Origin of the sequence: Candidatus Methylomirabilis sp., assembly GCF_028716865.1 — a bacterium.
Classification (GTDB): Bacteria; Methylomirabilota; Methylomirabilia; order Methylomirabilales; family Methylomirabilaceae; genus Methylomirabilis.
Map to the genome: position 1 here is coordinate 1 of NZ_JAQUOY010000004.1, position 21,287 is coordinate 21,287.

23 protein-coding genes and 2 tRNA genes are annotated in these 21,287 nt (G+C 60.1%); 21 read left to right on the top strand and 4 right to left on the bottom strand.

What is annotated here, in order from left to right:
- Nucleotides 1–773: alpha-isopropylmalate synthase regulatory domain-containing protein (locus tag PHV01_RS02615; protein WP_337289594.1), on the top strand; the 773-nt coding region annotated here is incomplete at its 5' end.
- Here the strand turns inward: PHV01_RS02615 and PHV01_RS02620 are convergent.
- Nucleotides 756–1,430: an endonuclease III domain-containing protein gene (locus tag PHV01_RS02620; RefSeq protein ID WP_337289595.1), complete on the bottom strand. Its 675-nt coding sequence runs from the start codon at nt 1,428–1,430 to the stop codon at nt 756–758. The genes PHV01_RS02615 and PHV01_RS02620 overlap by 18 nt on opposite strands.
- 53 nt (nt 1,431–1,483) lie before the next feature.
- Between PHV01_RS02620 and ruvX the strand changes: the two genes are divergently transcribed.
- The 6 genes from ruvX to PHV01_RS02650 all read left to right on the top strand — a co-directional run bounded on the left by ruvX (nt 1,484) and on the right by PHV01_RS02650 (nt 5,902).
- Nucleotides 1,484–1,918, top strand: a complete 435-nt coding sequence (gene ruvX / locus PHV01_RS02625) for a Holliday junction resolvase RuvX (RefSeq protein ID WP_337289596.1) — start codon at nt 1,484–1,486, stop codon at nt 1,916–1,918.
- Nucleotides 1,915–2,934 carry an endolytic transglycosylase MltG gene (mltG, locus tag PHV01_RS02630; protein ID WP_337289597.1) on the top strand — a complete coding sequence of 340 codons (1,020 nt, stop codon included), beginning with the start codon at nt 1,915–1,917 and terminating at the stop codon, nt 2,932–2,934. Before ruvX ends, mltG begins: the two co-directional genes overlap by 4 nt.
- Nucleotides 2,931–3,683 carry a tetratricopeptide repeat protein gene (locus PHV01_RS02635; protein WP_337289598.1) on the top strand — a complete coding sequence of 251 codons (753 nt, stop codon included), beginning with the start codon at nt 2,931–2,933 and terminating at the stop codon, nt 3,681–3,683. Before mltG ends, PHV01_RS02635 begins: the two co-directional genes overlap by 4 nt.
- Before the next feature lie 36 nt (nt 3,684–3,719).
- On the top strand, nt 3,720–4,787 hold the full coding sequence (gene rlmN, locus PHV01_RS02640; protein ID WP_337289599.1) for a 23S rRNA (adenine(2503)-C(2))-methyltransferase RlmN: 1,068 nt from the start codon (nt 3,720–3,722) through the stop codon (nt 4,785–4,787).
- Between the two features lie 8 nt (nt 4,788–4,795).
- A tRNA-Met gene (locus tag PHV01_RS02645) sits at nt 4,796–4,869 on the top strand.
- 436 nt (nt 4,870–5,305) lie between these two features.
- A complete protein-coding gene (locus PHV01_RS02650; RefSeq protein WP_337289600.1) occupies nt 5,306–5,902 on the top strand; it encodes a hypothetical protein in 597 nt (198 codons plus the stop codon).
- A gap of 71 nt (nt 5,903–5,973) precedes the next feature.
- Here the strand turns inward: PHV01_RS02650 and PHV01_RS02655 are convergent.
- From PHV01_RS02655 to PHV01_RS02665, 3 genes are all read right to left on the bottom strand, one after another.
- Nucleotides 5,974–6,050, bottom strand: a tRNA-Glu gene (locus tag PHV01_RS02655).
- Between the two features lie 68 nt (nt 6,051–6,118).
- On the bottom strand, nt 6,119–6,487 hold the full coding sequence (locus PHV01_RS02660; protein WP_337289601.1) for a phage holin family protein: 369 nt from the start codon (nt 6,485–6,487) through the stop codon (nt 6,119–6,121).
- A 17-nt stretch (nt 6,488–6,504) separates the two neighbouring features.
- Complete coding sequence (locus PHV01_RS02665) at nt 6,505–8,403, bottom strand: AMP-binding protein (protein ID WP_337289602.1); 1,899 nt, start codon at nt 8,401–8,403, stop codon at nt 6,505–6,507.
- A gap of 155 nt (nt 8,404–8,558) precedes the next feature.
- Here PHV01_RS02665 and PHV01_RS02670 point away from each other — a divergent pair, with 155 nt between their 5' ends.
- The 14 genes from PHV01_RS02670 to PHV01_RS02735 all read left to right on the top strand — a co-directional run bounded on the left by PHV01_RS02670 (nt 8,559) and on the right by PHV01_RS02735 (nt 21,188).
- Nucleotides 8,559–9,029 (top strand): hypothetical protein, encoded by a 471-nt coding sequence (locus PHV01_RS02670; protein WP_337289603.1) that lies wholly within the window; start codon nt 8,559–8,561, stop codon nt 9,027–9,029.
- A complete protein-coding gene (locus PHV01_RS02675) occupies nt 9,029–9,724 on the top strand; it encodes a YdcF family protein (protein ID WP_337289604.1) in 696 nt (231 codons plus the stop codon). The genes PHV01_RS02670 and PHV01_RS02675 overlap by 1 nt, the downstream gene beginning before the upstream one ends.
- A gap of 73 nt (nt 9,725–9,797) precedes the next feature.
- Nucleotides 9,798–10,256: a polymer-forming cytoskeletal protein gene (locus tag PHV01_RS02680; RefSeq protein ID WP_337289605.1), complete on the top strand. Its 459-nt coding sequence runs from the start codon at nt 9,798–9,800 to the stop codon at nt 10,254–10,256.
- Between the two features lie 64 nt (nt 10,257–10,320).
- Nucleotides 10,321–12,909 (top strand): ATP-dependent chaperone ClpB, encoded by a 2,589-nt coding sequence (clpB, locus tag PHV01_RS02685; protein ID WP_337289719.1) that lies wholly within the window; start codon nt 10,321–10,323, stop codon nt 12,907–12,909.
- A 13-nt stretch (nt 12,910–12,922) separates the two neighbouring features.
- Complete coding sequence (locus PHV01_RS02690) at nt 12,923–13,396, top strand: glycine/sarcosine/betaine reductase selenoprotein B family protein (protein ID WP_337289606.1); 474 nt, start codon at nt 12,923–12,925, stop codon at nt 13,394–13,396.
- 18 nt (nt 13,397–13,414) lie between these two features.
- Entirely contained in the window at nt 13,415–13,717 is a 303-nt protein-coding gene (locus PHV01_RS02695) for a hypothetical protein (RefSeq protein ID WP_337289607.1), read from the top strand.
- A gap of 159 nt (nt 13,718–13,876) precedes the next feature.
- Entirely contained in the window at nt 13,877–15,145 is a 1,269-nt protein-coding gene (glyA, locus tag PHV01_RS02700) for a serine hydroxymethyltransferase (protein ID WP_337289608.1), read from the top strand.
- A gap of 21 nt (nt 15,146–15,166) precedes the next feature.
- Nucleotides 15,167–15,640, top strand: a complete 474-nt coding sequence (gene nrdR, locus PHV01_RS02705; RefSeq protein WP_337289609.1) for a transcriptional regulator NrdR — start codon at nt 15,167–15,169, stop codon at nt 15,638–15,640.
- Nucleotides 15,641–15,683: 43 nt separating this feature from the next.
- Complete coding sequence (gene ccsA / locus PHV01_RS02710; protein ID WP_337289610.1) at nt 15,684–16,493, top strand: cytochrome c biogenesis protein CcsA; 810 nt, start codon at nt 15,684–15,686, stop codon at nt 16,491–16,493.
- A gap of 28 nt (nt 16,494–16,521) precedes the next feature.
- Complete coding sequence (gene hemA, locus PHV01_RS02715; RefSeq protein ID WP_337289611.1) at nt 16,522–17,790, top strand: glutamyl-tRNA reductase; 1,269 nt, start codon at nt 16,522–16,524, stop codon at nt 17,788–17,790.
- A 22-nt stretch (nt 17,791–17,812) separates the two neighbouring features.
- A complete protein-coding gene (gene hemC, locus PHV01_RS02720; protein ID WP_337289612.1) occupies nt 17,813–18,748 on the top strand; it encodes a hydroxymethylbilane synthase in 936 nt (311 codons plus the stop codon).
- A complete protein-coding gene (gene cobA, locus PHV01_RS02725) occupies nt 18,745–20,277 on the top strand; it encodes a uroporphyrinogen-III C-methyltransferase (protein WP_337289613.1) in 1,533 nt (510 codons plus the stop codon). Before hemC ends, cobA begins: the two co-directional genes overlap by 4 nt.
- 60 nt (nt 20,278–20,337) lie before the next feature.
- The gene (locus PHV01_RS02730; protein ID WP_337289614.1) at nt 20,338–20,607 is read left to right on the top strand and encodes a DUF4321 domain-containing protein; all 270 of its coding nucleotides are present in this window, start codon (nt 20,338–20,340) and stop codon (nt 20,605–20,607) included.
- Nucleotides 20,604–21,188 carry a Maf family protein gene (locus PHV01_RS02735; protein WP_337289615.1) on the top strand — a complete coding sequence of 195 codons (585 nt, stop codon included), beginning with the start codon at nt 20,604–20,606 and terminating at the stop codon, nt 21,186–21,188. The genes PHV01_RS02730 and PHV01_RS02735 overlap by 4 nt, the downstream gene beginning before the upstream one ends.
- The last annotated feature ends 99 nt before the right edge of the window (nt 21,189–21,287 follow it).

Genomic DNA, 21,287 nt, shown 5'->3' on the forward strand with positions numbered 1-21,287 from the left:
TCACGCCGCTGCTCACCAGCGGGCGCGTGAGGGCGGACGAGGTCGTGGTCTGCCTCGCCACAGGGAACGGGCTCAAGGATCCTAAGGCGGCGCTGCGAGTCCTGCCGTCGCCGGCCACGATCGATCCTTCATTGCAGGAGGTCGAAAAGTTCCTGAAGCTGCGACTCTATGAGATCCGGGCCGCCGGGGCCAAGAACGGCGATAAGAACCTGTTTGAGCAAGTCCCGTCGGTGGCCGAGGTCGCCACGAGGGTGCGGCAGGAGTTCGGGGTTAAGCTTACTGCGGAGTACGGGGGCAAGGTGCGGTCGTTGATCGAGGAGTTTGTGAAGAAGGGGAAGCCGATCACCAAGGCGGACCTTCAGTATATCGTGGAGAATGTGCTCAAGGGGCTTTCGGTCCACAAGCTCATCCTCACGGTAGAGGATTTCAGGGTCTCGACGTCGCTTCATGGCCAGGCGGAGGCGGCTGTGTGGGTCCTGTTCGAGGGGGAGAAGGTCGAGGCGACCGCCGTGGGCGTCGGGCCGGTGGATGCGGTCATCAATGCCCTGAAACAGGCCGCCTTGACTAGGGGTAAGCTCTCCTTTGAGTTGATCGACTATAATGTACAGATCAACTCGCCAGGGACCGACGCCTCAGTCGAGACCACCATTGTCATGAAGGACGCCGAAGGGAACCGGATCGTCGCCATCGGGACCTCCCCCGATATTATCGTCGCCTCAGTGAACGCCTTCATAGAAGGCTATAACCTGCTGTGGCTACGGCAGAAGCGGTGATCCGTTCGGCAGGTCGTACCGGAGGGGGCAACCCTCGCAGCGGGCTATTTTCCGGCAATAGGTCTTGCCGACAGCCACCAGTAGGGCGTGATATTCATTGAAGAGCGCCGAGTCGGCCGACAGGTGTGTCATGAAGAGGCGCTGGATCCCAGTATAGGAAGTATTCGCCGCAATCAGCCCGTGCCGTTCCAGCACCCGGCGGGTGTAGGCGTCTACGACAAAGATCGGTCGATCGCCTGCATACAGCAGGATCGAGTCGGCCGTCTCCTCGCCAATCCCTGAAATTCCCAGCAACTCCTTGCGCAATTCGGTCAACTCCGTCCGAAACATCCGCTGCACGCTCCCGTTGTAACGCGTCAGTAAGAAGCGCGTGAACTGTTTCAGGCGTCCAGCCTTCATGTTATAATAACCTGCCGATCGGATGAGCCTTGCGAGCGACTCCTGTGGCGCGGCATCGATCCCGCGGGGGTTGAGTAGCCGTGCGATCCGTATCGCCGCGATCGCCTTCTCAACATTGGTCCAAGCGGTATTCTGAGTCAAGATGGCGCCGACGATGACCTCAAACCGGGAGCGAGCCGGCCACCAGCGCTGTGGTCCAAAATGTCGAAAGAGATGGCGGTAGAGGGAGAGAAGTCGACGTCCGGTTGTCTGTGGCATACCGATCATTGTGACTGGTTTTTCTGAGAGGTCAAGGGGAGAGTCAGCGAGCAGTGACGCGATACTTGGGGATCGATTTTGGGACGCGGCGGATCGGGGTGGCCGTGAGCGATGAGCTGGGGCTCACAGCCCAGCCTCTGCCATCACTCGAACCGTCCTCAGAGGAAGAGGCCATCCGTGCCATTCGAGGGCTTATTGAGCAGTATGGTGTGCTTGAAGTGGTCGTCGGCCTGCCGAAGAATATGAACGGCTCCCTCGGCCCAGCGGCCGAGCAGGCCCTTGCGTTTGCCAGGCGGCTGGAAGAGGGTGGGGCGGTAAAGGCGACGATGTGGGACGAGCGACTGACCAGCAGGGCGGCTGAACGGTTACTGATCGAGGCCGACCTGTCGCGGGCCAAACGGAAGCGGCACGTCGATCAGATGGCTGCTGTCCTTATCCTGCAGGGTTTCTTGGATCGCTACCATCGCCAGCAGGAGCGTTCCTTGTGAGCACGACACTCTCCTCACCTCCGCTGCCGCCGCGGGCGCTTGTCCTCTGCCTCTGCCTGCTGGTGGGAGGAGGTGCCTTATGGTACGTCCTGAGCGGGCCGGCGCCGGCTACGCACGAGGCCACGCGGGCCGTTGTCATCAGACCGCAGACGAGAGCTTTCGATATCGCGAGGACACTGAAAGAAGCACATGTGATCCGCAGTCGTTTTGCCTTCCTGGCTGTTGCTGTCGCGCGTGGCACGCAACGGCGCCTGCTTGCCGGAGAATATGAGTTTGCCCCCGGTCTCACCCTGCTTGAGGTGGTCCGGCGGCTCGAACAAGGGAAAGGGCTCGTCCATCAGGTGACGATTCCCGAGGGCTTCGCTGCTCGGCAGATTGCCGAGATGCTTCAAGCAAGAGGACTGATCGATCAGGAGCGGTTTATGGGCCTCGTGCGGGACCGTCGGTTGTTGGCCCAGTACAGAGTGGATGGTACGTCGCTTGAAGGATACCTTTTTCCCGATACCTATCGTCTCGTCAAGGGGCTGAGCGAGGAGGCGATGATTGGGCGGATGGTTCAGCGGTTTACCGAGATCTTCGGGCCTGCAGAACGGGCGCGCGCCAGCGCGCTCAAGATGTCAGTTGCAGAGGTGGTAACCATCGCGTCCTTGATCGAACGAGAAGCGATGGTGGACGAAGAACGGCCGCTCATCTCATCGGTGTTCCATAACAGGCTACGACTGGGGATGCCGTTGCAATCCGATCCGACGGTGCTCTACAGTCTCTCGCGGTTTAGCGGTAAGCTCACCAAAGCGAATCTGCAGGCGCCCTCGCCGTACAACACATATCTGCACCGAGGCCTGCCGCCCGGTCCGATCGCCAGCCCTGGACGCGCCTCCATCATCGCCGCCCTTTATCCCGCCTCTTCCCGTTATCTGTACTTTGTATCGAAAAATGACGGGACGCATGCCTTCTCAAATACGCTACGAGAGCACGACGCGATGGTGAGGCGCTATCAGATCAGGAGGGTGGGATGATGCGGGGTCCGGTCGCCATCGTTCTTCTGGGCTGCCTGCTCGCCGCCTGCGCCACAGAGCAGATAGCAGCGGAGCGGGAAAAGGCCGATAGCCATTATAATATTGGCATCGCACGCCTGGCCAGTGGGGACGTCAAACAGGCCATTGCAGAGTTCAGCCAGGCGATTGGGAACACCTCGGACAATCCGGCGTATCACAACGCCCTGGGATTGGCGTACCTGGTGGATCGTAGGCCAGATCCGGCCATCGCCTCCCTCCAACGGGCTATCGAACTCGATCCGAAATTTTCTGATGCCTACAATAATCTCGGTTCGGCCTATGTCCAGCGGGCCGAGTACGATCAGGCCATTAAGGCTTTCACGCTTGCGCTATCAAATCCCGCCTACCTGACCCCTGAGCAGGCGCACCTGAATCTTGGGAATGTCTATGTGGTCCAGGGTCGGGTTGCCGACGCGATCGGGGAGTTCAAGCTGGCATTAGACGTGGTCCCTGATTTCGCTGAGGCCCATAATCGGCTAGGCGCCCTCTATCTGACGCAAGGACGATCGGAACTGGCGATCGCCGAACTGACGCTGGCCGTAAAACAGATACCGGACCTCGCCACTGCACATCAGAGCCTGGGCTTTGCCTACCTGTCGGCTGGAGAGAAAGACCGGGCGCGACAGGCATTTCAAAAGGTGGTGGAGGTGAGCCCCACGAGCGAGATGGCCGCCGAGGCGATGCGTCAGCTCAAACAGCTCAGCCAGTAGTCTCGGTGTACCCCCTTCCCTCCCGCGAGCAAGAAAGTGCTCAATAAGATCGACCTCAAAGGACTGAGTCTAGAGGAGATGGAGCGCTTTGTTGCCGACCACGGCGAGTCGGCCTACCGCGGCCGCCAGCTCTTCCACTGGATCTACGGGCACGGCGCAAGTGCCTTCGCGGAGATGACCGATCTGCCGATCGCGTTACGCGCGAGGCTGGCCGAGCGGGCCTCGATTGGCGCCCTCGTACACCTTGGCAGAGAGGTGTCCCGGGACGGCACGCGGAAATACCTGTGTGGCTGTACGGACGGACAAGCGATCGAGACGGTACTGATTCCCGATGAGAGACGGTTGACCGCGTGCCTCTCCACCCAGGTAGGGTGTGCTCTGGCCTGCGCCTTTTGCCTGACTGGACACATGGGTTTTGTCCGGCACTTGCAGGCGGGCGAGATCGTCGATCAGGTACTCGTGCTCCAGCAGGATCTTCAGCCGGGAGAGCGGATCGGTAACCTCGTGTTGATGGGGATGGGGGAACCGCTCCACAATTACGACGCCACGGTGAAGGCGCTCACAATTCTGGCGCACCCCCTGGGCCTTGCGTATCCTCCTCGCCGGATCACGCTCTCCACCGTCGGCCTGGTCCCGGAGATCGTGCGCCTTGGCCAAAGTGGACTTGGGGTGAACCTGGCCGTATCACTTCACGCGGCCACCGATGAGCTTCGCGACCGCCTGGTCCCGATCAACCGGCGCTATCCCCTCAAAGTGTTAATGACCGCGCTCAGGGCGTATCCGCTTCCGCCTCGCCGCCGTCTCACCTTTGAGTATGTGCTCATCGATGGGGTAAACGACCGATCGGAGGACGCCCGAGAACTCGTAAGGCTTTTACGCGGTCTTCGGTGCAAGATCAACCTCCTGCCCTTGAATGAGGCCCCTACCATCCTGTTCCGGCGACCTTCCCAGGAGCACGTCGAGGCCTTTCAACGCATCCTGAAGTCAGCCGGTATCCTGGCCACCATCCGCGAGAGCCGCGGCCGAGACATCTCGGCCGCCTGTGGCTTGCTGGCAACCGTAAGCACCGAGAAAAGGCTTGACACTCAGGCGTGCCTTACCTAATATGTCTTCGCGGGGTGGAGCAGTCTGGTAGCTCGTTGGGCTCATAACCCAAAGGTCGCAGGTTCAAATCCTGCCCCCGCAACTATTAAGTCGAACAACTGCGCATTACGCAAGATTCCTTTATAGCTCGACTAGACCAGCAGTCGAGCCTTCGTGCTGACTCCCACTCCCGGAAATCGCCAATAGCCTCCCTTGACTGTCAGCCTATTGGTTTCTACTCTTTTCACAACGGCCGAGTCTTTCCGAGGACTTTTCGAAAAGTTCTCATGTATTCTTCATCCATGTCCATAACTGCCAATCCGCACTTGCATGTCCCTTTTTGAAATATTGAGTGTCAGTAACAATTCAAGATGTCCGGCATTTGTAGCAAGTGAAGTGTTCGGTTGGTCGTCGTATCCCTTGACGCTTCAGGGGGCCTGTGTTAGAAGGGACGCACACCAGCCGTTGTTAGGCCGGGTCTGTCAGGAGTGGGTATCTTTCTACAGAGTAACGCGAGCGAAAAGAATCAGGGAGCCTCTATGGATTATCACGTATTCAGCAAAGAGATCGAAGAGTTTCGCGGCTGTCAGTTTCTGTATCTACGCGAAAGCCAGAAGATTGAGGAACTGGTTCGATCGTACCTGGAGTCGCCGGAGCTTCACAGTCTCGATTGCAATAAGCAGCTTCTCTTTCACTTGCTGAATTCTGAATACGCTCCCCTGCAGCGGTTTACTCGGACCGGCTTGCAGCCGGACGGATTTTGGGTTCGCACATTCCCGCGGGTTGGGCCGTGGATCGTTTACGCTGGGATTGTCGCCATTTGGGTGTTGAGTATCATCTATGCGCTCTTCTCGCACATTTCAACCATGCATTCCATTGGGGCGTGGGTTTTGGTTCTTATGATAACAGGCCTCACGGCGTATTACCTGCGTGGGTGGTTACGGCTCAGAGCGATCACGGGTGAAATGCGGGAGCTTTTCGATCGTGAGATCCTGCCCGGTCACTTCGATCCAACGACCTTGAGCGATCATCTTCATGCGCTGAAGCAAAAGGGATTGAAGGTTCATCCAAACGTGTTTGCGCTGCTTCAGTTGCAGCAACGCCTGCAGAGTCCACCGGCAGGGACAGCCCTCTAACCCCGTGAACCGATTCGGCGCTTCTTCCATATCCAGGTGCCGTTTGGTCGCGCGAGAGGGCGGAGAGCGTGTGGCGTCCCCAACGGGATTCGAACCCGTGTTTCGGCCTTGAAAGGGCCGCGTCCTGGGCCGGCTAGACGATGGGGACGGTGAAGGAAAGGCCGGTACTTTATAGCATAGTTCCGGCCACGTGGGAAGGGCTGGTTGCGAGATCCTTTAGCGATGAGCAATTACCTCGACCCGGCCACGGTCGTTCACAAAGAGATTTAAGAGACCACTGATCAGGCTTAGCAGGATTGCCCCGAATACCGCAGACCAGAAGCCGTGCACCTCGAACCCGGAGATCATCAGCGAGACGAGTTTCAGCAGGGCTGCGTTGAGCAACGGGATAAAAAGCCCCAGTGTCATGATCGTGAGTGGAAGCGTCAAGATCATGATGACGGGTCGTACAAAGGCATTAATCACGCCGAGAAAAAAGGCGGCAGCCAATGCAGGTAGGACCCCCCGCACCTCGATGCCTGGAATGACGGTCGACACGATGAGGAGGGCCAGCGCATTGAGAAAAAGTCGGATGAGAAATCCCATCACTTACTCCTCACGGTTCAACCGAATTCGCCCCGGAGGAACCGTTCCCTGGCGTCGAGCCGCATCCGTTTGCCGCTGGTGGTCTTACTGAGAGTTCCCGGCGCGACCAGCAGCACCTGGTCGAGAACCGTCCCGCCTGCCGGTCGATAGACGTCATCCACTCGAGAACGGATCTCCCGCATCAAGATGTCCCTGAGCGGCTCATGGCAGTGTGGGTCGGCAAGCTCGACAACGGCTACGACACGCTGGGTTCCGGATCTGACGTCGGTCACGCCGAAGACAACGCTCCGACCAGGTTTGACCCCCTCAACGGTTTCGATCACCTCTTCCAGGTGGGCCGGGGCGTAGTTGCGGCCACCCTTGATCACCGTTTCTTTCAGCCTGCCGGTGATGTACAGCTCTCCTGCTGCGTCGATCATCCCCTCATCGCCGGTATACAGCCACCGTCGCCCGTCTCGCTCTCGAATCACCTGTGCGGTGGCCTCCGGGTCCCCAAAATAGCCATCCATAAGGCTTGGTCCTGCAACAATCATCTCCCCAAGGCGCCCTGACGGGAGCTGGTTACCTTCGGCATCAATGATTCGGAGTTCAAAGCCCGTCAGTGGCCGCCCCACAGACACCCACTCCTCGCCCCGCTCGCGGCAGACCTGATAGGGGCCTGCGAGGTCCGGGAAGGAGACGGCGAGCGCCATCTCGGCCAGCCCATAGACCGGCGACAACGCTTCCCGACGGAGACCGAACCGGCCGAACTCGCGTTGGAACGCTTCCATCGCCTGCACCGTCACCGGCTCCGCGCCGTTCATCAGGATCCGAAGGTGGGAGAGGTCAAGGCGGCTCCCTTGTCCATAGGTCGGATGGTGCTCAAACCGTCTGGGGGCAATCCGGCACATTCTCGCGAGTCGTCCGACAGCAGAGTTGTTTGCGACCGAGATCGTCGCCCTGAACTGATGGAGCGCCCAGATCCAGCGGATGGGATCGCGGGTGAAGTCGGTGGGCGACATCAGGTAAGCTTCTAGACCGAGCGCAAAGGACCCCAGCGTGACCCCGATGAGCCCCATATCGTGGTAGAGCGGCAACCAGGACACGACCTTGTCGTCAGGCCTCGGCTGGACCGTTTTCCCGAACGCCCTGATGTTGGCCAAGAGCGCTCGATGACTGAGCATCACACCCTTCTGGACGCCGGTTGATCCCGATGTGAACTGTATCAGCGCCGTGGCGCTCGCGTCGAGGCTCGGCGTCCGTAGCTTTGCGGTTCCTCGCAGGAGGTCGGACGCGGCCACAAACGCCGGCGCTTCAGGGAGAAACCTGGCGGCAGTCTGACATACGGGAGCGAAATCTCGTTCGGCGATTACTACGGCAGGCCGCGCGGTCTGGCAGACGTGGACCTGCTGGTCCACGTAACGACTGAGGCGTTGAAACCCTTCCAGCATCGCCATGAGAGGTCGCCCCGCCTTCTTCCCCTGTCGCCAGCGTTGGGCTGAAGGCTGTTGTAGGAGCCGGTCGATCACCCACTTGGCGGGGGCATACGTGCGGGTAGCGGTTGCCGCAGCCAGTGTGTGCAGCAGGCCTTTCGGGAGCAGAAGGGGTGGGTACGTGGGGACGGCCACAGCACCCGCCAGCCAGGCACCGAAGAGGGCTTGAAGGATCGGTCGGCCGGTGGGGAGCATGATGAGAACCCGGTCGCCCGACCGAACCCCGAGTTCCTGAAGGAGCGCTGCCACCCGCTCGGCCTCCTGGTACAGCATGCCGAATCGAACCGGCTCACCGGGGTCGAGGCCACGGAGCAGATAGCACCAGGCCTCATCCATACGGTGTTCCGCTTGGTAGCGGACAATCTCGCCGATCGTGTCCGATACCCTGAGGGCAGCGAGCGAGGAGGGATCGAAAAGGCTGGCCTTCGAGGAGGAGGTCGTCATAGTTACATATCCACCCAGAGGCTTGTGTGAACCCAGCGCTGGCAGGTGGTCTGATACCTTTTCTGAGGTTTTGAAATGAGGTTGACTAAGCTTCCATAGCATACTATCCTCGGCCTGGCAAGCAATTGTCATAGGGGGACATGCCATGCGATTGCATGGGAAGGGTGGTGATGACCGCGTTCGATCGGGGTCATTCGGAGCAGGGAGACGCGCTGATTCGGGAACTGGCCGTAGTCCGAAAGATGCTTGGCCGACTCGAAACCAAACTGCAGGAGAGCGATGCCGATCATGTCCCCAAGAAGGATGATCTGGAGTTTCGTCTCGCCCTACAGCGTATTGGAGACAATCGGTTGACTCAACTGGCGCTGGACTATGCCGTTAGTGTCAGGGGGCTCACTGGGCCGATGGTCTCTCGCGCCTGGAAGCAGGAGCTGGCGGAGGAGGTGGAGGAGGCTCACCGCCTCCTCCTGAGCCGTCTGCAGAGGTTGGAGCGCCTGGCTCAGTCCCCTGTGGGCCGCCTGTGGTTGCGGCTGCAGACCTATCTTCGTCGAGTCTTTCGTAAGCCTTCCCATTTACAGCGCTCGCCTTTACCCAGGGAGAATGGCGATCGTGAGCGGTTGCGTTGATGGGAAGACTGATCCGGTGGCTGATCGTTTTTCCGCTCCTGGGCCTTCTGCTCTATGTCGGCCATCCATTCCTCCTGAGAGCCATGGGTCGCTACCTGATCACGGAGGATCGTCTACAAAAGGCCGGGGTGATCGCGGTCCTGGCAGGAGACGGAGGCGTTGCTCGGACGCTCGAAGCTGTCAGGCTCTATCAGGACGGCTATGCCCCCAGGATCGTCCTGACCCATCAACTCTTACCGCCAGGATACGAAGCGCTGGCACGGCTGGGCATTACCGTTCCGGAAGAGCGGGATATCCAATGGATGGTCCTCAAGGCGATGCGAATTCCCACTACCGTCGTCCTCCAGGTCGATGAACGGGCCGACAGTACCGAGAGCGAGATGGTCTACCTCACACGCTTTCTCAAAAAGCACCGGATAGAAACAGTTATCCTTGTTACGAATAGATCGCATTCAACACGGGCAAGCAAGATTCTGGCCCGCGCCTCCGGCGGGAAGATTACAATTATCAGCCGGCCCACCCGCTACGACACCTTTGATCCGGAAGGGTGGTGGCATTCTCGCGCTGATGCGAAAGAGGTCCTGTCTGAATATGAGAAGCTGCTCAATTATCTCGTGCAGCCGGTGAGCGCCGGTCTCACCGGCTGGCTGAAAGGCGGGAGTGATTCGTCCGTTCCGGTCGAGGCCACCTTCTGATCATCAGGCTCCCAAGGTTCGGTCTCTGCGAGAGGGTTAAACCGTACACCGTATATGGATGGAGGGACACGTTATGCAAGAGAAACGAGGGATGTTGGACAAGATTTGGGGGGCGCTGGAACCGACCAGCCCGGAGCCGACGACACGGCCGGCTCCTATGATGGAGATGTCGACGAGCACTTTTGTCGTCGGCGAGAAGATCCAGATTCGCGGAGATCTGACCGGCGAAGGGGATGTCCAGCTCATGGGTGGGTTTCACGGGACTATTGATCTTGTGGGAACGGTTGTGATCGGAGAGTCGGCCCAAGTGGAGGCCGACATCGCTGCGACCAACATTCGTGTTGGCGGCCACGTGAAGGGCAATCTGATCGCCAGCGGACGGGTCGACCTCCTGCCAACCGGCAGCGTCACGGGTAACGTGAAGACCGGCAGCATCGCCGCCGCCGAGGGTGCCTCCTTGCATGGCGAAATTGAGATCAATCGCCGACAGGTCCAAGGCCAGATGGAGAGGGATCGGACCGGTTCAGCCTAGCCTGAAAAGCTCAGTTGCGCTCAGTCCTTGGCGGTACGCGTGATAAGGAGGGCGTATGGCCTTTATGCGGTTTGATAAATTCACCTTTAAGGCGCAGGAGGCGATCCAGCAGGCCCAGAAGCTGGCCGAGGAGCGGGAGCATCAGGCGATTGAGGTTGAGCACCTGTTGCTGGCGCTCGTCGATCAGGCGGAAGGCGTGGTTCAGCCGATCCTGAGAAAGATGGGGGCCAATCCCGGCCAGATCGCCTCACGACTCACGGAGGAGCTGAGGCGGTTACCCAAGGTCTCGGGCGTGGCCCAGGGCCAGGTTCACATCACGCCCCGCCTGGAAAAGGTGTTAAACGGGGCGCTGTCCGAGGCGGAACGCCTGAAGGACGAGTATGTCAGCACCGAGCATCTGCTCCTGGCGATCTCTGACGAGGGCGGCGGTGCTGTCGGGAAGGTCCTGCGCGAGGCTGGAATCACCAGAGACAGAATTTACGCGGCCTTGCAGGAGATCCGGGGCAGCCAGCGCGTGACCGACCAGACCCCGGAGGAGAAGTATCAGGCGCTGGAACGATATGCCCGCAATCTGACCGATCTGGCCAGAAAAGGGAAGTTGGACCCGGTCATCGGTCGAGACGATGAAATCCGCCGGGTGATCCAGGTCCTGGCGCGCCGGACCAAGAACAACCCGGTCCTGATCGGCGAGCCTGGCGTAGGTAAGACCGCCATCGTGGAAGGGCTGGCGCAGCGAATTGTCAGCGGGGATGTGCCGGAATCACTGAAGAACAAGCGCGTCCTCGCGCTGGACATCGGCGCGCTTGTGGCCGGAAGCAAGTACCGTGGAGAGTTTGAGGACCGGCTGAAGGCGGTCCTGCGTGAGGTTACTGAACAGGAGGGGCAGATCGTCCTGTTCATCGATGAATTGCATACGCTCGTCGGGGCCGGTGCTGCCGAAGGGGCCGTAGACGCCTCGAACATGCTCAAGCCTGCGCTGGCTCGGGGTGAGCTTCGGTGCGTGGGGGCCACGACGTTGGACGAATACCGCAAGCGGGTAGAGAAGGATGCCGCGCTTGAGCGGCGCTTCCAACCGGTTCTGGTCGGCGAGCCGTCAGTTGAGGATACCATCTCGATCCTCCGTGGCCTGAAAGAGCGGTACGAGGTCCACCACGGCGTCCGGATCAAGGACTCGGCGCTGGTGTCTGCCGCAGTCCTCAGCAACCGGTACATCGCCGACCGGTTCCTGCCGGATAAGGCGATCGACCTGATCGATGAGGCGGCGTCACGTCTCCGGATGGAGATCGACAGTATGCCGACAGAGCTGGACGAGTTCAGTCGGCGAGCCCGACAGCTCGAGATCGAACGCGAGGCCCTGAAGAAGGAGGCCGATTCGGAGTCGCAGGAGCGCCTTGCGCGTCTGGCAGATGAGCTCACGGAGATTCGGACGAAAGAAGAAGGGCTCAAAGCCCGCTGGGAACAGGAGAAGGGATTCATCCAGCGGATCAGGAGCCTCAAGGAGCGAATTGAGGCGGCGAAACTCCAGGAGCAGATGGCCGAACGGCAGGGAGAGCTGGGGAAGGTCGCCGAGCTCCGCTACGGCCTGATTGCGTCTCTCCAGAAAGAGATGGAATCAGAAAAACGCGGCCTCGAGCAGGTCCAGCAGGACGGCGCCCTGCTCAAGGAGGAGGTCGATGAGGAAGATATCGCTGAAGTCGTCTCCAAGTGGACCGGGATTCCGGTCTCCAGGATGTTGGAGGGGGAGACACAGAAGCTCCTGACCATGGAAGAGAAACTCAGGGAGCGGGTGGTGGGGCAGTATGAGGCGATCACCGCGGTAAGCGATGCCATTCGCCGCGCCCGCTCGGGGCTCCAGGATCCGAATCGGCCGATCGGATCATTCATCTTCCTGGGACCGACGGGGGTAGGGAAGACCGAGCTGGCCAGGGCGCTGGCCGAGTTCCTGTTCGACGACGAGCGCGCGATGGTCCGCCTGGACATGAGCGAGTACATGGAGAAACACACGGTCTCCCGCCTGATTGGCGCGCCGCCAGGGTATGTGGGGTTCGAGGAAGGGGGCCAGCTCACCGAGGCGGTCCGGCGTCGCCCATACTCCGTCCTGCTCCTGGATGAGATCGAAAAGGCCCACAGCGACGTCTTCAATATTCTGCTGCAGATCCTGGACGACGGCCGTCTGACCGATGGCCAGGGGCGGACCGTGGACTTCAAGAACGTGATCATTATCATGACCAGCAACCTAGGCAGCCAGGCGATTCAGGAGCTGGGCGGCCGTGATGACGAGGAGATGCGACGACGAGTAATGGAGGCCGTAAGGGCCAATTTCCGGCCGGAGTTCCTCAACCGCGTTGATGAGATGTTGATCTTTCACACCCTCTCGCTGGCCCAGATCAAAGCGATCGTGGAGATCCAGCTCAAGCGGGTGGAGAAGCGACTTGTTGAGCGAAAACTGACGCTTGAGGTGACCGATCAGGCCAAAGAGTTCCTCGCCAAAGAAGGGTACGATCCGGTCTTTGGGGCGCGGCCGCTCAGGCGAGCCATTCAGCGAGCGCTGCAGGACCCGCTGGCCCGTCGGCTGCTGGAGCATGAGTTTACCGAAGGCGACACCGTGAGGGTCGATGCGGCTCGCGGAGAACTGATCCTCAGCAAGGGATAGAGCGGGAAGGGGTATGGCACCGGTCCCGTATATCGAACAGATTCGGCGGCTCTACCCGAACGAGCCGCCTTACCAGTGGACGGTCAATCTGACGAGTCCCTGGGCGCCGATGGTCAAGCCGGTCCGGAACTGTCGGATCGCCCTGATCAGCTCCGGGGGGATTTACCGCCCCCCGCAGGAGCCGTTCAATCCTATCAAGAACGACCTGACCTTCAAGGAGATCCCGAAAACGGCCGATCTGGCCGACCTCCGAATCTCCCACTACTCCAGGAACGCGCGGGACGTCAAAGACCTTAACACCATCTTCCCCCTTGAGCGGTTTAGGGAATTAGAGGCTCAAGGTCTCATTGGTGAGCTGGCCTCACCGGCCTTCACCTTCATGGGTCGGATCTTCACGCGGACCAGGCTTCAGAAAGAGATGGCGCCGCATCTCATCGTTCGCCTGCGGGACATGGGCGTCGATGCGGCCTTCCTGGTCCCAGTCTGACAATTGTGCCACCAGTCCGTGGGACTGTTCGCCCGCGCGATCGAGGAGGCCGGCATTCCCACCGTCATGCTCTCCGCTGCCCTCGATATCACCTCCTCCGTCAAACCGCCCCGCGCCGTCTTCGTAAACTTTCCCCTCGGTCACCAGGCGGGCAAGCCTTTCGACCCGGAGGGGCAGACCCGGATCCTGCTCGACACGCTCCATGTCCTGGAGACGGCGACCACTCAGGGCACTCTCGTCCAGCTTCCCTACAAGTGGGACGAACGCGATCCCCTGGACTCCTGGGAAGAGGAGGAGATGCTCCACCCGTCACTGATGTGACCTACCTTTAGAGACGCTTCCGATAAGGTGTCCCACAAGATTGCCTCACAAAACGCTGCTTGAAGTCAACCCATTTTACCTTGACAAGAGAAGGGCGTGGGATTATTATTCATCTCGACTTGACTCATCTTTATCTATAGTTATCTGGGGAGCTAAAGCGTGAAGCGTCTTATCGATGTTGACCCGGAAATTGCAGAAGTAATTCGGCTCGAGACCGAGCGTCAGGCCACCAAGCTGGAGTTAATCGCCTCGGAGAATTTTGTCAGCGCTGCGGTGATGGAGGCGGCCGGCTCCACGCTCACCAACAAATATGCCGAGGGGTACCCGGGACGACGCTACTACGGTGGGTGCGAGTTTGTTGACATGGCGGAGAACCTGGCGATCGAGCGAGCCAAGCGGCTCTTTGGCGCCGACCATGTCAACGTTCAGCCGCACTCCGGCACGCAGGCCAACATGGCCGTCTACTTTTCTGTCCTGGAGCCAGGGGATACTATTCTTGGGCTGAACTTATCCCACGGGGGTCACCTGTCACACGGGAGCCCGGTCAACTTTTCCGGCCGCTTCTTCAAAGTGATCCCGTACGGTGTGGATAGAGCGACGGAGCAGGTGGACTTTGATACGCTCCGATCTCTGGCCAAGACGCACCGACCCAAGCTGATCGTGGTCGGCGCCAGCGCCTATCCCAGAACCCTCGACTTCGCGAGGTTTGGCGAGATTGCGAAAGAGACCGGCGCGCTCATCATGACCGATATCGCTCATATCGCCGGGCTGATCGTGGCCAAGCTGCACCCGAGCCCTGTCCCCCACGCTGAGTTTGTGACCACCACTACCCACAAGACGCTTCGCGGTCCGCGAGGTGGAATGATCATGTGTAAGGCTGCGTATGCCCCGGTCCTGAATAAGCAGGTCTTTCCCGGGATGCAGGGCGGTCCGCTGATGCACATTATCGCGGCCAAGGCGGTGGCATTTGCCGAGGCGCTCTCGCCGGAGTTTACCTCCTATCAGCGTCAGATCGTCGCGAATGCGAGGGCGTTGGGAGAGGCGCTGCAAGGTCACGGCTTCCGTCTGGTCTCCGGCGGAACCGATACTCATCTTCTCCTGGTCGATCTGCGAGGGAAAGGGCTGACAGGGAAGGCGGCCGAGGTCGCGCTGGATCAGGCAGGGATCACGGCCAACAAGAACGCCATCCCCTTCGATCAGGAAAAGCCGACCGTGACCTCCGGCATTCGAATCGGGACGCCGGCCGTGACGACTCGTGGGATGCGGGAAGGCGAAATGAGAGAGATCGCGAATCTCATTGCCGACGTCCTGAAAGATGTCTCGAACGCTGCGGCCCTGTCTGGGGTCGCGGCCCGCGTGAAAGAGCTGTGTGACTCCTTCCCGTTGTACCGAGAGCAGCTTGCCCTCTCCTCTCCCCACCTGGCGTAAGATCCTCCGAGGGACTCATTTGTGAAGTGTCCCTACTGTGGCAGTCTCGAAGAAAAAGTCGTCGATTCTCGTGAGGGCAAGGATGGCGCGGTGGTCCGCCGCCGCCGCCAATGCCAGCAGTGCCTCAAGCGTTTCACCACCTATGAGCGGATCGAGGAGATCCACTTCATGGTCATTAAGACGGATGGACGGCGGGAGCCGTTCGATCGGCACAAGATTCTGGCGGGATTGCTCAAGGCGACGCAGAAGCGGCCTGTCAGCGTCGTCCAACTCGAGAAAATTGTGGATGAGATTGAAGGCCGCCTTGCGGAGAAGGCGGAGCGCGAAATGCCTTCTACTGAGATCGGTGAGTTGATCATGGAGCGGCTCCACGAGATTGATGAGGTGGCGTACGTCCGTTTCGCATCGGTGTATCGTCAGTTCAAGGACGTCAGGCAGTTCGTCGAGGAGGTCAAGGGCCTCCGGGAAGGGGAGAGGCATCGGAGAGCCCCGTAAAGGATAGCGATGAGTCCTTCGGGGAGCGGATCTCGAAGCGACGATGGAACTTACCTTAATCTACCTTGTATTGGCGTTCTACCTTAGCGCGAGCCTGGCGTACATGGGCTCCCTTGCCGGTCGGCCCGGTAAGTTGCTGCGAGCCGCTGGCATCTTAGCCCGGGTCGGGTTTGTTCTGCATACGGGGGCCTTGGCGGTTCATCTCTACCAGTATGGCCGTCCACCAGCCAATCTTGCCGATTGGCTTTCCTTCTATGCGTGGGCCACGGTTGCCGTGTATATCATCACCGAGGTACACTACGAAAGCAAGGTGATCGGCTCGTTCGCGATCCCGCTGGTGGTCCTCCTGCTCGGGGCATCGGCCGCCCTGCCCAAGACGATCGAAACCCTATCCCCGCCGCTGAAGCACTTCGGGGTCTGGACACACGTGATCCTAACGCTCCTCGGGAATGCCGCCTTTGCCCTCGCCTGCTGCGGGGCAGTGATGTTCCTGGTCCAGGAATGGCTGCTCAAATCCAAACATCCAGGCGTTCTCTTCGAGCGCCTCCCCTCATTGAAACTGCTCGACGATTTATGCTACTTCAGTCTCGTGCTGGGCTTCCCACTGCTGACCCTCGGTCTGCTGAGCGGTGTGCTGGTGAGTTATTCCACGTGGGGTTCCTTCCTGTCCTGGGACGGCAGGCAGATATGGTCAACCATCACCTGGGTCTTCTACGCGGCGCTGTTACATGGACGGTTGGCAGGGGGCTGGCGAGGCCGAAAGGCCGCCATTCTGTCAATCATCGGGTTTTGTGGAGTCGCCTTTGGTTTCCTCGTGGCGAATCTCCTCATCAGAGGGACGCACGCATTCTAAAGAATGTGCGAGGTGCCTTGATACTGTAATGGAAATCATTGTCCTTGGTCTGAGCCACAAGACAGCGCCAATTGAACTCCGGGAGAAGCTCTACGTCCCGGAATCCGAGCTGCCGGAAATCTTGGAGGAGATCGGGGGATGCGGGCAGATCCTTGAGCGGTTGTTCCTCTCCACCTGCAACCGGGTGGAGGCGTACGCTGTCGTGGAGGACGTGGAGGGCGCGCGTCAGTTCCTCGTGGAATTCCTGGCCGAGCGGCACAAGCTTTCGGTGCAGGCCTTCGAGCCCTCACTGTATCTGTTGACCGCCGATCAGGCCATCCGGCATATCTTCCGTGTCGCGTCGAGCCTTGATGCGATGGTGGTTGGTGAATCCCAGATCCTGGGCCAGGTGAAGGCGGCCTACGCGGTTGCCCTCGAGCGGGAAGCCACGGGCCTGATTCTCAATGCCCTTATGGACAGGGCGTTGCGCGTCGCGAAGCGGGTGCGAACCGAGACCGGAATCGCCACCTCAGCCGTCTCGGTCTCTACCGCCGCCATCGAGCTGGCCAAGAAGATCTTCGGTGACCTGACGGGTCGCACGGTCATGCTGATCGGGGCCGGGAAGATGTCGGAGTTATCGGCCAAACATCTGCTGGCTGATGGTGTGGGCACGGTGATCGTGGCCAATCGGAATTTCGATCGTGCGGTGGAAATGGCCGAGCGATGGAATGGCCGGGCTGTTCGGTTCGATCACGTCAAGTCGGAGATGGTTCAGGCCGACATTGTCATCAGTTCGACCGGCGCCCCGCACCAGATCCTCTCCAGGGCCGACCTCCAGGAGATTATCCTGCAGCGCCGCAACCGTCCGATCTTTGTGATCGACATCGCCGTTCCCAGGGATGTCGATCCCGAGGCCAACGAGATCGATAATGTGTACCTGTATGATCTCGATGACCTCCAGGGGGTGGTGCAGGCCAATCTTCGCGAGCGACAGCGTGAGGCGGAACTGGCGGAGGCGATGATCGACCGGGAGGTCAAGCAGTTTGCCGAGTGGCTTGCGAGCCTCCATGTCGTCCCGACGATCGTTGCCATGCGCAAGAAGGTGGAATCAATCCGCGAGGAGGAACTTCAAAAGATCTTTGCGAAATTGCAAGACTTAACGGCAGAGGAACGTCATACTATCTCCCTTATGACCAGCTCGATCGTGAACAAGATCCTGCACGATCCGACGACAGAACTGAAACGCCAGTCGGCCATGAAAGAGGGCCACCTGTACGTGAATGTGCTGCGCAGGCTCTTCGGCATCAGGGAGGATTAAAGCGACCGGTGCGAGGTATAATATGCTGAAGCTGGGTACGCGCGGAAGTCCGCTGGCGCTCTGCCAGGCAGGGCTCGTGTCGGAAGGCCTGAGCCGACGATGGCCCGGTCTGAAAGTCGTCATCATTCCTATCAAGACCTCCGGTGACAAGTTCCTCGATGTGGCCCTTTCGCAGGTGGGCGGGAAGGGTCTCTTTGTAAAGGAGATCGAGGAGGCCCTGCTCGATCACCGGATCGATCTTGCGGTCCACAGCATGAAGGATCTGCCTGCGGAGCTGGCGCCGGGCCTTCGGGTGGGGGCCGTCACGCACCGCGAAGACCCGCTTGATGCGCTCGTGGCCAGGAACGGCCTACGGTTTACGGAACTGCCTCGCGAGGCCAGGATCGGCACCAGCAGCCTCCGCCGACAGGTTCAGCTCCTCCATTGTCGCCCGAACCTCCAGATCATTCCCCTGCGCGGCAATGTGCAGACGCGGCTGAACAAGCTCGAGACGCTCGATCTTGAGGCCGTAGTCCTGGCGGCTGCGGGCCTCATCCGCCTCGGTCTGCAGGATCGGATTACTGAGTGTCTGCCGCCGGATCTGTGCCTGCCGGCGATCGGCCAGGGAGCGCTGGCGATTGAAATCCGGCAGAACGATCAGCGAACGGCCGAGCTTATCGAGACGCTCGATCATCGTGAGACTCGACAGGCTACGATGGCGGAACGGGCATTCCTGCAGCGCCTGGGCGGGAGCTGCGTGACCCCGATCGCCGCCTTTGGCCAGATTGAAGGAGAAACGCTCGTTCTCACTGGAATGGTTGCCGGCCTGGACGGCAAGCGGCTACTTAGAGAAGCCGTTCGGGGGGAGACCGGCGCGCCGGAGCAGGTGGGACAGGCGTTGGCCGAGGCGCTGCTTGCCGCTGGAGCCGGGGAGATCCTCCGGGAGATTGATGCCCAGCTCTCAGAGGGGCGCAGATGAGGGGAAAGGTCTATCTCATTGGCGCCGGGCCTGGTGATCCCGGCCTGTTTACCCTGCGTGGTGTCGCATGCCTCCGCGAGGCTGATGTGATCGTGTACGACTACCTCGCTAACCCGCGCCTCCTTGCCTATGCAAAGCCTGACGCCGAGTTGATCTATGCCGGCAAGAAAGGCGGCGAGGCCGATGCGGCCACACAGGAGGAGATCGGCCGTCTCCTGATTGATAAGGCTCTGTCCGGAAAGGTGGTGGCGCGGCTGAAAGGGGGCGACCCGTTTATCTTCGGGCGGGGCGGCGAAGAAGGGGAGGAGCTATTCCAGGCAGGCATTCCCTTCGAGGTTGTTCCAGGGATCACCTCTGCGATTGCCGTACCTGCGTATGCAGGCATCCCCCTCACCCACCGCGATTATGCCTCGACCGTCGCCATTCTGACCGGACACGAGGATCCTTCGAAACAGACTTCGGTGATCGCCTGGGAGAAGGTGGCGACCGGTATCGGAACGTTGGTATTCCTGATGGGCTGTAGCAATCTTCCAACAATTGTCGACAAGCTCCTCGGATATGGTCGATCTAAAGAGACGCCTGCCGCCGTCATGCACTGGGGCACCAAGCCCGAGCAGGAGACGGTCACCGGTACGCTCGAAAACATTGTGGCGCTCGCCAAGATGCGCGGACTGGGGCCGCCGGCAGTCCTGGTAGTCGGCGATGTCGTCAGGCTTCGGGAGCGGCTGAACTGGTTCGAGCGGCGGCCACTCTTTGGGAAGCGGATCCTTGTGACCAGGACCCGCGAGCAGGCGGGGCGCTTTGCTGAGCTGCTGGAGGGACAAGGGGCGGAGGTTCTGGAGATTCCCCTCATTGAGATCGTGCCACCCAAAAGCTGGGAGCCGTTGGACCAGGCTATCGGGCGGTTCGAAAGCTACCAATGGGTGATCTTTACCAGTGCGAACGGCGTCGATGCCTTTTTCCGCCGGCTACGCGAGCTTCGCCAGGATGCCAGACGTCTTGGTGCCGTCAGGATCTGTGCTATCGGACCTGCAACCGCCGATACACTGGAGAGATATACCATAATCCCCGACCTGGTCCCGGCCGAGTTCCGCGCCGAAGGGGTCATCGAGGCGCTGAAGCCGTATGATCTGCAAGGCGCGAAGATCCTGCTGCCACGGGCCGAAGTCGCGAGGGATCTGTTGCCGACGGATCTCGAACGACGGGGCGCAACCGTTGACGTGGTGCCTGTCTACAGGACGGTGCAATCACGCACTGCCGGGGACGTCTTGAAGCCGCTTCTCCAGGATCGGAAGATCGACCTCGTCACCTTCACCAGCTCCTCCACCGTCACCAACTTCGTGGAGGCGCTGGGGCAGGAAGACCTCAAGGCGATCTGTGACGGGTTGCGCGTTGCGTGTATCGGCCCTATCACACAAGAGACAGCCGAACGCTTCGGTCTGCCGATCGACATCATCCCGGAGCGCTACACGATTCCATCCCTGGTTGACGCCATCGTCCAGTATTTTCGAACATCGGGCGCGGGGTAGCGCTAGCGGGGAATTCTGGTATTACTGAGGAGACAGCAGGACGCCACATGGGAGGATCGATTGGCTAAACGAAGTGACAGCGTGATCATGTTGTTGGTGATCCTCATATTGGGGGCATTGATAGGGACTGTGATAGGAGAGGTCATCGCCACCGTGGCGCCCGGTGGGACACTGGAAAAGATCTTCAGCAAGGGGATCAATCCTGGTCTCTCCCCACCGGCAACCCTTGACCTGAAGATACTGAGTCTTTCCTTCGGTTTCACCGTCAAGATCAATTTCTCGAGCTTGCTGGGCATCGGCCTGGCTCTCTTACTCTACCGGAAGCTGTGATTATCCTGGCCTCTGCTTCTCCCCGGCGAGAGTTGCTGCTACAGGCGCTGTGGGTCGATCACCGGATCATCCCCAGCCTGGTTGACGAAGCGGGTTCGCTGCCAGGGACAACGACGGCATCCCACGCCGAAACCCTGGCTCTTCGAAAGGCAGCCGAGGTAGCGGCCAGGGTAGGGGAGGGGTTGGTCCTTGGCGCCGACACCATCGTCGAATGCGGCGGTCGCCTCCTAGGTAAGCCGAAAGACCTGGACGAGGCTCGCGAGTTTCTGTGCCTGTTAAGCGGTCGGAGTCATCTGGTGGTGACCGGGCTCGCCCTCGTGCAGGCCGGCGATGGCAGAACAGAGGTCGGACACGAGGTGACCGAGGTACAGATGCGAGCCTTGACGGGTAAGGAAATTGACGCCTACGTGCAGACGGGTGAGCCGTCTGATAAGGCCGGGGGCTACGCGATCCAGGGAGCGGCCGAGGGCTTCATTGAGGGGATCAAAGGAAGTTTTACAAATGTGGTCGGCCTACCGCTCGGCAGGCTGCGCACGCTGCTCCTGCGGTTTGGCATCGATCCGCTCCATCGACAGGTCTGAGGGCCAGCTTTAGCGAGCGGCCATTACACCCCGTTACTCATAAACTACAGCGTGTCCAACGTGGGCGGACAACTTGCCGCCTTCTTGGGAATTACATCA

What these genes read in the sequence shown, in the direction of transcription:
- PHV01_RS02620 (WP_337289595.1), bottom strand. Translation starts at nt 1,430, where the DNA reads ATGCCACAGACAACCGGACGTCGACTTCTCTCCCTCTACCGCCATCTC.
- PHV01_RS02635 (WP_337289598.1), top strand. Translation starts at nt 2,931, where the DNA reads ATGATGCGGGGTCCGGTCGCCATCGTTCTTCTGGGCTGCCTGCTCGCC.
- PHV01_RS02650 (WP_337289600.1), top strand. Translation starts at nt 5,306, where the DNA reads ATGGATTATCACGTATTCAGCAAAGAGATCGAAGAGTTTCGCGGCTGT.
- PHV01_RS02660 (WP_337289601.1), bottom strand. Translation starts at nt 6,487, where the DNA reads ATGGGATTTCTCATCCGACTTTTTCTCAATGCGCTGGCCCTCCTCATC.
- PHV01_RS02665 (WP_337289602.1), bottom strand. Translation starts at nt 8,403, where the DNA reads ATGACGACCTCCTCCTCGAAGGCCAGCCTTTTCGATCCCTCCTCGCTC.
- PHV01_RS02670 (WP_337289603.1), top strand. Translation starts at nt 8,559, where the DNA reads ATGGGAAGGGTGGTGATGACCGCGTTCGATCGGGGTCATTCGGAGCAG.
- PHV01_RS02675 (WP_337289604.1), top strand. Translation starts at nt 9,029, where the DNA reads ATGGGAAGACTGATCCGGTGGCTGATCGTTTTTCCGCTCCTGGGCCTT.
- PHV01_RS02680 (WP_337289605.1), top strand. Translation starts at nt 9,798, where the DNA reads ATGCAAGAGAAACGAGGGATGTTGGACAAGATTTGGGGGGCGCTGGAA.
- clpB (WP_337289719.1), top strand. Translation starts at nt 10,321, where the DNA reads ATGCGGTTTGATAAATTCACCTTTAAGGCGCAGGAGGCGATCCAGCAG.
- PHV01_RS02690 (WP_337289606.1), top strand. Translation starts at nt 12,923, where the DNA reads ATGGCACCGGTCCCGTATATCGAACAGATTCGGCGGCTCTACCCGAAC.
- ccsA (WP_337289610.1), top strand. Translation starts at nt 15,684, where the DNA reads ATGGAACTTACCTTAATCTACCTTGTATTGGCGTTCTACCTTAGCGCG.
- hemA (WP_337289611.1), top strand. Translation starts at nt 16,522, where the DNA reads ATGGAAATCATTGTCCTTGGTCTGAGCCACAAGACAGCGCCAATTGAA.
- hemC (WP_337289612.1), top strand. Translation starts at nt 17,813, where the DNA reads ATGCTGAAGCTGGGTACGCGCGGAAGTCCGCTGGCGCTCTGCCAGGCA.
- cobA (WP_337289613.1), top strand. Translation starts at nt 18,745, where the DNA reads ATGAGGGGAAAGGTCTATCTCATTGGCGCCGGGCCTGGTGATCCCGGC.